Origin of the sequence: Streptomyces sp. NPDC006798, assembly GCF_040635975.1 — a bacterium.
GTDB lineage: Bacteria > Actinomycetota > Actinomycetes > Streptomycetales > Streptomycetaceae > Streptomyces.
The window spans coordinates 1-12,518 of the sequence record NZ_JBEYIS010000031.1; the positions used below are offsets into that span (position 1 = coordinate 1).

9 protein-coding genes are annotated in these 12,518 nt (G+C 69.4%); all 9 read right to left on the reverse strand.

Annotation, left to right across the window (positions count from 1 at the left end):
• Positions 1-87: 87 nt before the first annotated feature.
• The 9 genes from ABZ714_RS21320 to ngcE all read right to left on the reverse strand — a co-directional run bounded on the left by ABZ714_RS21320 (position 88) and on the right by ngcE (position 12,448).
• Positions 88-1,608 carry an amino acid permease gene (locus ABZ714_RS21320; protein WP_358826850.1) on the reverse strand — a complete coding sequence of 507 codons (1,521 nt, stop codon included), beginning with the start codon at positions 1,606-1,608 and terminating at the stop codon, positions 88-90.
• Positions 1,609-1,756: 148 nt separating this feature from the next.
• The gene (gene dxs, locus ABZ714_RS21325) at positions 1,757-3,694 is read right to left on the reverse strand and encodes a 1-deoxy-D-xylulose-5-phosphate synthase (RefSeq protein ID WP_358826851.1); all 1,938 of its coding nucleotides are present in this window, start codon (positions 3,692-3,694) and stop codon (positions 1,757-1,759) included.
• Positions 3,695-4,103: 409 nt separating this feature from the next.
• Positions 4,104-5,459: a sugar ABC transporter permease gene (locus tag ABZ714_RS21330; protein ID WP_358826852.1), complete on the reverse strand. Its 1,356-nt coding sequence runs from the start codon at positions 5,457-5,459 to the stop codon at positions 4,104-4,106.
• Positions 5,456-6,235, reverse strand: a complete 780-nt coding sequence (locus ABZ714_RS21335; RefSeq protein ID WP_358826853.1) for an ATP-binding cassette domain-containing protein — start codon at positions 6,233-6,235, stop codon at positions 5,456-5,458. Before ABZ714_RS21335 ends, ABZ714_RS21330 begins: the two co-directional genes overlap by 4 nt.
• A 134-nt stretch (positions 6,236-6,369) precedes the next feature.
• Entirely contained in the window at positions 6,370-7,494 is a 1,125-nt protein-coding gene (locus ABZ714_RS21340; RefSeq protein ID WP_358826854.1) for a substrate-binding domain-containing protein, read from the reverse strand.
• Positions 7,495-7,626: 132 nt separating this feature from the next.
• Positions 7,627-8,811: an ROK family transcriptional regulator gene (locus tag ABZ714_RS21345; protein ID WP_358826855.1), complete on the reverse strand. Its 1,185-nt coding sequence runs from the start codon at positions 8,809-8,811 to the stop codon at positions 7,627-7,629.
• Between the two features lie 235 nt (positions 8,812-9,046).
• Complete coding sequence (locus ABZ714_RS21350) at positions 9,047-9,982, reverse strand: carbohydrate ABC transporter permease (protein WP_358826856.1); 936 nt, start codon at positions 9,980-9,982, stop codon at positions 9,047-9,049.
• 1 nt (position 9,983) lies between these two features.
• Positions 9,984-10,910: a sugar ABC transporter permease gene (locus tag ABZ714_RS21355; protein ID WP_358826857.1), complete on the reverse strand. Its 927-nt coding sequence runs from the start codon at positions 10,908-10,910 to the stop codon at positions 9,984-9,986.
• 98 nt (positions 10,911-11,008) lie between these two features.
• The gene (gene ngcE, locus ABZ714_RS21360; protein ID WP_358826858.1) at positions 11,009-12,448 is read right to left on the reverse strand and encodes an N-acetylglucosamine/diacetylchitobiose ABC transporter substrate-binding protein; all 1,440 of its coding nucleotides are present in this window, start codon (positions 12,446-12,448) and stop codon (positions 11,009-11,011) included.
• Between the last annotated feature and the right edge of the window lie 70 nt (positions 12,449-12,518).

Here is a 12,518-nt window from a genome sequence, read left to right on the forward strand (position 1 = left end):
CCCCCACCGCGTGGACTCCCTCCTCCGCCTTGCGATCCACGGCACCAGACCCCGCTCGCTGATCCAGCCTGATCCGTCAGACACGCCCTAGGCCGTCTGGTCGGGCCGCTTCTCCGCGCGGCCGAGCCGGCTGTGGCCGCGGCCGTAGAGGTAGTAGACGATCACCCCGAGCAGCATCCAGCCGCCGAACCTGATCCACGTCTCGGTGGGCAGATTGAGCATCAGCCAGAGCGACGCGGCCACCGAGGCGATCGGCAGCCAGGGCACCAGCGGGGTGCGGAAGGCGCGGGGCAGGTCGGGGCGGGTGCGGCGGAGGATCAGTACGCCCAGGGCGACCACGACGAAGGCGAAGAGGGTGCCGATGTTCACCAGGACCGCCAGCTCCTGGATGTTGGTGAAGCCCGCGATGACCGCGATGGCGACGCCGAGGAGGACGGTGGCGCGGTAGGGGGTGCGGAAGGTGGGGTGGGTACGGGAGAAGAAGCGGGGCAGCAGCCCGTCCCGGCTCATCGCGAAGAACACCCGGGTCTGGCCCAGCAGCAGGATCAGGCAGACCGACATCAGTCCGATGACGGCGCCGAAGCTGATGACGCCCGCGTACCAGGGGTGGCCGGTGGCCTTGAAGGCGTCGGCGAGCGGGGCGTCGATGGAGAGCTCCGAGTAGTGCTGCATCCCGGTGACGACCAGGGACACGGCGACGTAGAGCACGGTACAGATGAGCAGGGAGCCCAGGATGCCGCGGGGCATGTCGCGCTGCGGCAGCCGGGTCTCCTCGGCGGCGGTGGCGACCACGTCGAAGCCGATGAAGGCGAAGAAGACGATGGACGCGGCGGTGAAGATGCCCATCACACCGAAGTTCGTGGGCGCGTAGCCGAACAGCAGCTGGACCAGGGGTTCCTGGAGTCCGGAACCGCCGGTCTGCGGCTCGGCCGGGGGGATGAAGGGGTCGTAGTTGGCCGCCTTGATGAAGAACGATCCGGCGATGATCACGATCAGCACCACCGCGAGCTTGATCGCCACGATCAGTCCGGTGACCCGGGCCGAGAGCTTCATGCCCAGGACCAGAACCACGGTCAGAGCCAGGACCAGCAGAAACGCCATCAGGTCGAAACCGAAGCCGGTGACGTCGTTGGTCCCGGCGAGGGCGTCGGGGAGCTGCCAGCCGATGTTGTCCATCAGGGACCGCAGATAGCCGGACCAGCCGACGGCGACCACCGCCGTACCGAGGGCGAATTCCAGGACGAGGTCCCAGCCGATGATCCAGGCGGGGAGTTCGCCGAGGGAGGCGTAGGCGAAGGTGTAGGCGGATCCGGCGACCGGCACGGTGGACGCGAACTCGGCGTAGCAGAGGGCGGCCAGCGCGCAGACGATCCCGGCGGCGACGAAGGCGAGGGCGGTGGCGGGGCCCGCGTTCTCCTTGGCCACGGCCCCGGTCAGCACGAAGATGCCGGTACCGATGATGACTCCGACGCCGAAGACCGTGAGATCGAGCGCGGAGAGGGACTTCCTGAGCGCGTGTTCCGGCTCCTCGGTGTCCCGGATGGACTGCTCGACGGTCTTCGTACGGAACGCGCCCGGCCTGGGCGCGGGGCCGGTCTGAGTACTCACCGTGGACCTCCAGATCTGTCGTCCCGACATGATCGGGACGACCTGTGGTCCACCGGGGTCCGGTACGGCTGGGTTTCACGCGAATGGGCCGGTAGAACCACCCGTCAGGGGTGTTTCCGCCCGGCCCATCACATGTCGGTCCTGGATGTCAGTCCCGGACGGGTTCGACCGCCCCGGCCTCTTCCGGGGCCGCTTCGGCCGCGTCGACCGTGCCGTCGAGCCGGGCGACCAGACCGGTGACCTGCCGGGCGATGTCCGGCGCCGTCAGCCCGATCTCGGTCAGCAGCTCGGCCCGCGAGGCGTGGTCGAGGAACCGCGGCGGGATACCGAAGTCGCGCAGCGGTACGTCGATCTGCGCGTCCCGCAGGGCCTGGGCGACCGAGGCGCCCACCCCGCCGGTGCGGACGCCGTCCTCGACGGTGACCACGACCCGGTGGCGGTCGGCCAGCGGCACGATCGCCTCGTCGACGGGCTTGACCCAGCGGGGGTCGATCACCGTCGTGGAGATGCCCTGCCGGTCGAGGAGGGCGGCGATCTCCAGGCACATCGGGGCGAGCGCGCCGACGGAGACCAGCAGCACGTCCGGGGTGTCCGTGCCGGGCTCGCGCAGGACGTCCATCCCGCCGATCCGGCCGACGGCCTTGACCGCGGGGCCCACCGCGCCCTTGGAGAAGCGCACCACGGTGGGCGCGTCGTCGACGCTGACGGCCTCCCGGAGCTGGGCCCGGACCTGGTCGGCGTCGCGCGGGGCGGCGATCCGCAGCCCGGGGACGACCTGGAGGATCGACATGTCCCACATCCCGTTGTGGGAGGGGCCGTCGGTGCCGGTGATCCCGGCCCGGTCGAGCACGAAGGTGACCCCGCAGCGGTGCAGGGCGACATCCATCAGGACCTGGTCGAAGGCGCGGTTGAGGAAGGTCGCGTAGACCGCGAAGACGGGGTGCACCCCGCCGGTGGCGAGTCCGGCGGCGGAGGCCGCGCCGTGCTGCTCGGCGATACCGACGTCGTAGACCCGGTCGGGGAACGCCTTGGCGAACTTCTCCAGGCCGACGGGCTGGAGCATGGCGGCGGTGATCGCCACCACATCGGGCCGCTCCTCGCCCAGCTTGACCATTTCCTCACCGAAGACGGAGGTCCAGTCGAGGCCGGAGGAGGCGATGGGCAGACCGGTGTCGGGGTGGATCTTGCCGACGGCGTGGAACCGGTCGGCCTCGTCCTGGAGGGCGGGCTGGTAGCCGCGGCCCTTCTCGGTCAGGCAGTGGATGATCACCGGGCCGTTGAACCGCTTGGCGCGGGCCAGGGCGGACTCCAGGGCGTCGATGTCGTGCCCGTCGATGGGGCCGACGTACTTCAGGCCGAGGTCCTCGAACATGCCCTGCGGGGCGATGAAGTCCTTGAGGCCCTTCTTGGCGCCGTGCAGGGTCTCGTAGAGCGGCTTGCCGACGACGGGGGTGCGGCCGAGGATGTCCTTGCCGCGGGCGAGGAACCGCTCGTAGCCGTCGGTGGTGCGCAGGGTCGCCAGATGGTTGGCGAGGCCGCCGATGGTCGGGGCGTAGGAGCGCTCGTTGTCGTTGACCACGATCACCAGGGGGCGGTCCTTGGCGGCGGCGATGTTGTTCAGCGCCTCCCAGGCCATGCCGCCGGTGAGGGCGCCGTCGCCGATGACGGCCACCACGTGGTCGTCCTTCTTCAGCACCTCGTTCGCCTTGGCGAGGCCGTCGGCCCAGCCGAGGACGGTGGAGGCGTGCGAGTTCTCGATGACGTCGTGGTCGGACTCGGCCTGGGAGGGGTAGCCGGAGAGGCCGCCCTTCATCTTCAGGCGGGAGAAGTCCTGGCGGCCGGTGAGCAGCTTGTGCACATAGCTCTGGTGGCCGGTGTCCCAGAGGATCCGGTCCTTCGGGGAGTCGAAGACCCGGTGCAGGGCGATGGTCAGCTCGACCACACCCAGGTTGGGTCCGAGGTGGCCGCCGGTCTTGGCGACCGCGTCCACGAGGAAGGTCCGGATCTCCGCGGCCAGCTGAACCAGCTGCTCCGGGCTGAGCGTGTCCAGATCGCGCGGTCCCCTGATACGGGTAAGCAGCGTCACCCGTGCCTCCTTGCGTGTTGAGCTGGGCGTATGAGCTGGTCGTGTCGTCGCCGTCGAGCCGGTGATCTGACCGAGTCTAGTGTTTGGGCGGTGCGGCGCGACCGAAGGGGCGGGCTGTCACCTCACGAACAACTGAACGCCCCTGTGGGTGAACGGTGCCACCGGGCCGTTCACCGGATGGTGTGAGGCACGTCTCAGCGCCGCCCGGGCGTGGCGGCCCCGGCCGGGCCGGGCGCGGCGGGCCGCCGGGGCGGGGGTGGCGGGCCCGGCCGCCGGAGGGCGGCGTTCCGGGTGGTCCGGAGTGTCGGGTTCCGTACGGTACGGTGCCCGGCCCCGCGCGCGTCGTACGGCCCCGGACGCCGTACGGCCCGCCGGGCCCCGGGCCGCGCCGGGGGCGGGGCCCGGGTTGTCAGGCCCGGCCCGCCGCCTGCTGCGTACGGCGGGAGACGGAGTCGATCACCACGGCGGCCAGCAGCACCCCACCGGTGATCATGTACTTCACGGGTTCGGCGATGCTCTCCAGCTGGAGCCCCTTCTGGATCGAGACGATCACCAGCACCCCGAGCAGGGCGGACCAGGTCCGGCCCCGGCCGCCGAAGAGGCTGGTACCGCCGATCACGGCGGCGGCGATGGAGGACATCAGCAGATCGCCGGAGCCCGCGCCCTGGTTCGCCGCGTTGATCTTGGAGGCGAGCATCAGTCCGCCGGACGCGGCCAGGGTTCCGGCGATCGCGAAGACCGCGATCCGGACGGCGGCCACATCGATCCCGGCCCGCCGGGACGCCTCGATCCCGCCGCCGAGGGCGAAGACCCGCCGGCCGAAGACGGTCCGCCGGAGCACGAAGTCGGTCCCGGCCACCACCGCCAGAAAGATCACCAGGGCGAGCGGCAGGCCCTTGTGCTGATTGAGGAGGTACGCGACCGGATAGCAGACGGCCGCCAGCAGCGCCGTCCGCAGCAGCAGCTCGCCCGGCGGCCGGGACGGCACCCCGGCCGCCTCCCGTCCGCGGGCGCCCAGGAGGGCGGCGGCGCCGTATCCGGCGACGGCGAGGGTCGCCAGACCGTAGGCGGCGGCGATGTCGGAGAAGTAGTGGGTGGTGAGCCCGGCGACCAGTCCGGTGTCGTCCAGGTTGATGGTGCCGTTGGCGCCCAGGATCTGGAGCATCAGCCCGTTCCAGGCCAGCAGACCGGCCATGGTCACCACGAAGGCGGGGACCCCGATCCGGGCGAAGAAGAAGCCGTGGACCACCCCCGCCGCCGTGCCCGACAGCACGGCCAGGATCAGGGCGAGCCACTCGGGCACCCCGTGGGTGATGTTCAGTACGCCGAAGGCCGCGCCCGCGAGTCCGCTGACCGAACCCACGGAGAGGTCGATCTCGCCCAGCAGCAGAACGAAGACCACCCCGACCGCGATCAGGCCGGTGCCCGCGATGTCGACGGAGATATGGGAGACGTTCTGGGCCGACATGAACGCCGGATTCAGGATCTGGAAGGTCGTCCAGATCACGATCAGACCGACCACGACCGGTACGGAGCCCAGTTCGCCGGAGCGCATCCGGCGCCGGAACTCGGCGGCGTATCCGGCGAACCCCCGCTCGCGGACGAGCAGCCGGGGGTCGACGGCGGTGATCGCGTCCGGCGCGGCGGCCGGGGCGCCGGACGAGGGCGGCCGGGTCCGGTCGCCGCTCCCGGCCGGGGACGTCTTCCGTACGGGCGCCCCGGCCGGGAACGCACCGCCCGACGGGGGTGTCGGTCCCGCGGTCATCGGACGGCCCCCTCGGTCCGGGCGGCCCGCCGGGTGACCGCGTTCTCGGCGGCGCCGGTGATCGCGGCGACGATGTCCTCCCGGGTGGCGTCGCCGATGGTGAAGGTCCCGTTGTTCCGGCCGAGCCGGAGCACCGCGACCCGGTCGGCGACCGCCTGGACGTCCGCCAGGTTGTGGCTGATCAGCAGGATCGCCAGGCCGCGGGTCCGGAGCCGTTCCACCAGATCGAGTACCTGGGCGGTCTGCTCGACGCCCAGGGCGGCGGTGGGCTCGTCCAGGATCACCAGCCGGGGCTCGCCCAGCAGGGACCGGGCGATGGCCACGGTCTGGCGCTGGCCGCCGGAGAGCGACGCTACGGGGATCCGGACACTCGGGATCCGGATGGAGAGGGTGGTCAGCAGCTCGTGGGAGCGGCGTTCCATCTCGATCTCGTCCAGTACGCCGGAGCGTCTCAGCTCCCGGCCGAGGAAGAGATTGCCGACGACATCGAGATTGTCGCAGAGCGCCAGATCCTGGTAGACGGTGGCGATGCCCAGCTCCTGGGCGTCGTGCGGATCCTCGATCCGGACCGGACCGCCCCGCCATTCGACGGTCCCGCCGTCCACGGGGTGGACCCCGGCGATCATCTTGACCAGGGTCGACTTCCCGGCCCCGTTGTCGCCGACCAGGGCGACCACCTCGCCCGCGTGGACTTCGAGGTCCACCTCGGTCAGGGCCCGGACGGCGCCGAAGCGCTTCGAGACCCGGCGTAACGCCAGTACCGGCACTGCGGACATATCGACCAACTCCTTCGCCGCCTGACCGGCGGGGTGCACACCGGGCCCGGCCGGGCGGGGCGGGGCCGCGGTACGAGTACGGGTGCTGTGGGTCCGGCGGCCCCGGGGGGACGCGCCGGGCGCCGGGGACCGGGCTACTTCAGCCCGAGCGCGTCACAGGCGGCGCGGTACTTGTCGGTACAGATCTCGGCGATGGTGTAGATACCGTCCTCGACGACGGTCTCCCGGACGTTCTCCCTGGTCAGAGATGTCACCTCCACCAGGGCCGCGGGGATGTCCCGGGTCGTGGGGCTGTCGACCGAGTCCTTGGCGACGGTCCCCAGATCACGGCCCCGGGCCAGGGCGACGGCCATCTCGGCGGCGGCGTTCGCCTCGCCCGCGTAGGGCTTGTAGACGCTCTGGTACTGCTCACCGGCGACGATCCGCTGGACGGCGGCGAGTTCGGCGTCCTGCCCGGTCACCGGTGGCAGCTTCTCGAAACCGGCGGCCTTCAGGGCGGTGATGACGCCGCCCGCCATACCGTCGTTGGCCGAGTAGACGCCGATGATCTCGTCCTTGCCGAGGGCCGTGATGGCGCTCTCCATATTGGAGTTGGCGTTCTCGGGCTTCCACTCCTTGGTGTCGTACTCCCGGCCGATGGTCACCTTGCCGTCGAGGACGGCATGGGAGCCCTTCTTGTAAAGGGCGGCGTTGGGATCGGTGACGGAGCCGTTCATCATCACGATCCGGCCCGACTTCGCCCGGTCGCCGAGGGCGGCGAGCAGCGCCTCGGCCTGGACCCGGCCGACCTCCTCGTTGTCGAAGGAGGTGTAGGCGTCGATCGGGCCCTCGGCCAGCCGGTCGTAGGCGACCACCGGGATCCCGGCCTCCTTCGCCTTGCGGACCCCGCCCGCGACGGCCCTGGAGTCCACCGCGTCGAGCACCAGGACGTCGACCTTGTTGGTGATCATGGTGTCGATCTGCTGGCTCTGCAGACTCGCGTCCTGTTTGGCGTTGGCGTAGACGACCTCGCCCCGGCCATTGGTCAGCTCACTGATCCGCTTCTCGATCAGGGGTTTGTCGAACTTCTCGTAGCGGGCGGTCTGATTCTCCGGGAGGAGCAGGCCGACGGCGATGCCGTCGCCCTTCGCGGCCCTGGTACCGGTGGCCCGGCCGCCCTCCTCGTCCCCGGACTCCTTGGCACTGCCGCAGGCGGTCAGGGCCAGGGCCGCGGCGGCGGATAAGGCGGTGGACACGACACGACTCAGCCGAGCGTTCATCGTTACCTCCTGACGCGGCCGCGTCATTGCGGCCGAGGTGACAGGCAGTCAACTCGGCCGTATCCGCAGGGTCAAGGAGTAAATCATTAACGAGATGACAACGGTGCCATCCGTTCTCTAAGTGAATGCTTCTCACCCTCCGGCGGTGGTTCGCCCGACCAGGGCCGAGTCCCCCATCTCGCTCAGTACCAGCGCCACCGCGCCCAGCACCTCGGCCCGGGCGCCCAGCGCGCCCTTGACCACGGTGAGCCGCTGGGCGGCGCTGGGAATGGCGTACCTGGTCAGCGCCGCGCGAAGCGGGGCGAGCAGCACCTCACCCGCCTCGGCGATCTCCCCGCCGACCACCACCACCCGGGGGTTGAGCAGATTGCAGAGCGCCCCCACGCCGACGGCCAGATGCCGTCCCGTGTCGGCGATCACCCGGGCGCAGCCGGGGTCCCCGCTCCGGGCGAGCCGTACCACCCGGTCGATGGTGAGCCCGGGGCCGTGGACGGGGTGGAGCAGCGGCAGTACGTACCGTACGGCGGCGAAGGTCTCCAGACAGCCGCGGTTGCCGCAGCGGCAGACCGGACCGGACTCGTCGAGGGTGAGATGGCCGATCTCGCCCGCGGTGCCGCCGGGGCCCCGGTAGATCCGGCCGCCCATCACCAGTCCGGCGCCGACGCCGCCCGCGACCTTGATGTAGGCGAGGTCGGCGACGCCCCGGGCGGCGCCCCAGACCAGTTCGCCCAGGGCCCCCAGATTGGCGTCGTTGTCCACATGGACCGGGACGCCGAGCCGGTCCGACATCTCCTTGCCCGGGTTGGAGCCCACCCAGCCCGGCAGCATCGAGGTGGAGCCGATCACCCCGGACTCGCCGTCGATGGGTCCCGGTACGCCCAGCCCGACGCCGAGGACCTGCTCCGGGCCGGTCCCGGTGGCGGCGATCAGCCGGGTGACCATCCGTTCGGCCCGGTCGAAGCCGCCGTCGGCCGACGAGTCCACATCGAGCGGTTCGGAGTCCTCGGCGAGCACCTGGTGGGCGAGGTCGGCGACGGCGACCCGGAGATGGGTATGGCCGAAGTCGACCCCGACGACGACCCCGGCGGCGGCGCTGAGGGAGATGGACCGGGCCCGCCGGCCGCCCGCCGAGGTGGGGGTGACCTCGACGGTGCCGCTCTCCTTCAGCTCGCGGACGATATTGGAGACGGTGGCGGCGGAGAGTCCGGTACTCCGGGCGATCTCGGCCTGGGTGAGCGAGCCCGCCATCCGGACGGCCCGGACGACCCGCTCCAGATTGGCCCGGTGCAGGGACGTCTGCGAACCCGGAGTCTCCACGACCCACCACTCCCGCCGAATGCGTACAACTTGTGAACTCCAAGCTGACCCGGGCGGGGGAATGGCGTCAAGGGGCGGAGGGCCGGACCGGTCCCGGGACACCGCTCGCGGCGGGGCGGCGGGGCGGTGCTCCGGGGCGGCGGGGCGGAACGCGTCGACGCCCCCGGCGGGACATCAGCCGGGGGCGTCGGGCCTGGGGCGCCCCGAGGGGCGCGGGCCGGTTCTTCCGTACGGGCTACTTCAGCGCGCCGGCCGTCAGACCGGCCACCACCTGCCGCTGGAAGATGATGTACGCGGCGAGTACCGGCAGCATCGCCATCACCAGTCCGGCGAAGAGACCGGAGTAGTCACCTTTGTATCCCTGGCTGACCGCGAGCTGGACCAGCCCCTGGGAGAGCACCTTCCGGTCCGGATCGGTGTTCAACACCGTCGGCAGCAGATACTGATTCCACTGTCCGAGGAAATTGAAGATCCCGACACTGATCAGTCCGGGCTTCGCCATCGGCAGCATGACCTGGAAGAACGTCCGGGTGTGCGAGGCCCCGTCCATGAACGCCGCCTCCGCCACCGAGGTCGGCAGCGTTCGGAAGAACGCCGTCAGGAAGAAGACGGTGAACGGGAGCGAGTAGGCGATGTACACCAGGATCAGTCCATGCAGGGTGTTCAGCATGGACATGTTCTGAAGGACGTAAAACAGCGGCACCAGCGCCAGGATCACCGGGAAGCTCATTCCTCCGATGAAGAGGAAGTAGATGAACCGGTTGCCGGGGAACTCGAACCGGGCCAGGACGTAGGCCGCCATCGATCCCAGCAGCAGCGTCCCGATCAGCGAACCCCCCACCACCAGAATGGTGTTGAAGAAGTAGTCGCTCATCCGGGCCTCGTTCCAGGCCCGGGACCAGTTGTCGAGCTGGAGGCTGTCCGGCAGCGACCACGGCGTGGTGAAGATCGCCTTGTCCGTCTTGAAGGAGGACATCACCGCCCAGAGCAGCGGCAGCACCACCAGGATCGCCCAGATGACCAGCACACCGTGGGAGAAGACATTGAGGACGCCGCCCTCGGACTTCCCCGTCCGGCGGACGGGAGCCGCCGGCTCCGGCACGTCGGTCGTCTTCGTCAGCTCGGGCCCGTCACCGGCCACACCCTCGGCCGTGGTGTCAGTCGTCTTCATCTCAGTACTCCAGCCGCTCGCGCCGACCCAGTCGCATCACCGCGGCCGCGAAGAGCAGGGTGACGAAGAGGAGGGCGACACCGATGGTCGTCGCGTAGGCGGCCTGGCCGTCGCGGAATGCCTTCTGGTACACGTACAGCGGCATGACGATGGTCGAGTAGTCGGGTCCGCCGCCGCTGGGGCCGACCGTCATGATCTGGACCACCGCGAAGGACTCGGCGCCGAGCGCGAGGATGCCCATATAGATCCACCCGGACTGCACGGTGTCCCAGAGCAGCGGCAGGGTGATCTTGAAGAAGGTGGTGAAGCGGCTGGCGCCGTCGAGCAGGGCCGCCTCGTAGAAGTCCCGGGGGATGGAGGCCATGCCCGCGGAGAAGAGGACCACGAAGAATCCCACGGTCGACCAGACGAGGACGACCATCACACAGATCAGCGCCAGATCGGGGTCTCCCAGCCACTGCGGCTGGGCACCGATGCCGAAGGTCTTCAACGCGGTGTTGATGGCCCCGTCGGCCGGGTTGTACGCGAACTTGAAGAGCAGGGCCACAATCGCGATCGAAAGGACCTGCGGGAAGAAGTACACGATCTTGTAGAAGCCCGAACCCCGGACTCCGGTGACCGCCGCACCCTTGCGCCGCCGCCCGCCGACATTGATCATAAAGGCGAAGAACAGTGCCAGGCCGATCGTCACCAGTGGCAGCGCCACGGCGAACGTCAGACTGTGCTGGAGCGACTTCCAGAAGACGTCGTCCTCGAACATCCTGGTGTAGTTGTCGAAGCCGACCATCGAGAATTCGGGACTGAGTCCCGTCCAGTTCGTGAACGAGTAGTAGATCGACTGGATGAACGGCCAGATGACGAAGAGCGCGTAGAGCGCCAGGGGGACTACCAGGAACCCCGCGATGAAACGGTACTTACCGTGCTGCATTTCCTACCGACCCCGATCTTCCCTCGGAAAGCACCGCTGGTGCCGTGTGGAGAGCCGGGGCCCCGTCCCCGGTCGGCCGGACGGGGCCCCGACAGGGTTCACTGGCGCTTGAACTTCTTGATGGAGTCGTCCTTGGCGGTCTCGTCGGCGACCTTCTGGGCCTTCTTGATGGCCTCGGCCGGGGTGATCCGGCCCGCCATCAGCTCACCCAGAGCCGCACCGATCTTCTCCTTCTGAAGCGCCGCGTACCAGTCTCCGAGCCGCGGGTTGACCACATTCGTACCGGCCTTCTCAAGGGCGGCGACGACGGACTTCATGCCCGGGGTCAGCTCGATGCCGTCGGTACCGCCGTCGAACGCGCTCAGCGACTTCACGGCCTTGGTGAAGTTCCGCGACGAGTCGGCACCGAGCATGATCCGGAGCTGCTCCATGCCGCCGGCCTTGTTCTTCGCCTTGGAGGGGACGATGAACGGCTCGCCGCCGGAGGCCCAGAGGGTACCGAAGGGCATCTTGTCGCTGGAGTCGATGCCGGTGGGGGCGCTGACGGCCAGGTCGAAGTCCTTCGGCATGGTGTTCGCCGCCTCGTTCTCCACCCAGGAGCCGTTGGGGATGAACAGCGCCTTGCCCTCGGTCCACTTGGTCTGCGACTGGATGTGGTCCAGACCGGGGGTGCCGTCGAGGACGTATCCCTTCTTCTTCAGCTCGTAGTACCGCTCGAAGCAGTCCTTGACCGCGGGGTGCTTCCAGGCGTTCGGCTCCAGGTTGTCGATCGCCTTGATGACGTCCGGGCCGCCGCGCTTGGCGATCATCGGGTAGAGCGTGAAGGGGATGTAGTACGGGTGGACACCGGCGTAGGTCCAGCCGGCGATGCCCTTCTTCTTCGCCTTCTCGCAGACCGCCAGCATCTGGTCCCAGGTCTCGGGGTACTCGGCGTCGAGCGAGTTGAGCAGCTTCTGCGAGTACCAGACGCCGTAGACGGTGTAGGCGTAATAGAGCATCCACACCGGGGAGCCCTCGAACTGGCCCATCTCGACGATGCCCGGCCGCAGGGTGTCGCGGACCTTCTTCTTCGGGTCGTCGTAGGAGGGCGCGTCCAGCAGCTCGGTGAGGTCGTGCAGCTGCTTCTGGGCGACCAGGACGCCCATGTCCATCTGTTCCTTGCCGGAGTTGTCGATCAGGTCCGGCGGGGTGCCGCCGTTGAAGCGCGGCTGCAGCTCGGTCTGGATCGCCTGGGTGGCGTGGAACTTCACCTTCGCCTTGGGGAAGTTCTTCTCGTAGACCTTGACGGCGTCCCGGGCGTACTGGTCGCCGAAGCCGCCGTTGAAGAGCACGAAGTCGAGTCCGGCCGTCTCATTGACCGCCAGTGGGTTCTTCTCGGACTTCGTGCCCTTCGTCTCCTTCTCCTTGTCGCCGTCGCCGCTGGCACAGGAGGACAGGAAGCCCACTGCGGGTACGGTCATCAGGCCCAGCGCCGCGGAGCGCTTCATCAGCTTCCGACGGCCGAGACCGCCGTTCTCGTGGACGGAGGTGGATCCCATGCTCAAGTCCTCGCCTTCATCAGGACTCAGGCGGTGAACAAGTCGCCCGTCCGTCACGCCTCCCGGCGCA

Coding starts and splice junctions, on each gene's coding strand:
- ABZ714_RS21350 (WP_358826856.1), bottom strand. CDS start 9,982: ATGAAGACGACTGACACCACGGCCGAGGGTGTGGCCGGTGACGGGCCC.
- ngcE (WP_358826858.1), bottom strand. CDS start 12,448: ATGGGATCCACCTCCGTCCACGAGAACGGCGGTCTCGGCCGTCGGAAG.
- ABZ714_RS21340 (WP_358826854.1), bottom strand. CDS start 7,494: ATGAACGCTCGGCTGAGTCGTGTCGTGTCCACCGCCTTATCCGCCGCC.
- ABZ714_RS21330 (WP_358826852.1), bottom strand. CDS start 5,459: ATGACCGCGGGACCGACACCCCCGTCGGGCGGTGCGTTCCCGGCCGGG.
- ABZ714_RS21335 (WP_358826853.1), bottom strand. CDS start 6,235: ATGTCCGCAGTGCCGGTACTGGCGTTACGCCGGGTCTCGAAGCGCTTC.
- ABZ714_RS21355 (WP_358826857.1), bottom strand. CDS start 10,910: ATGCAGCACGGTAAGTACCGTTTCATCGCGGGGTTCCTGGTAGTCCCC.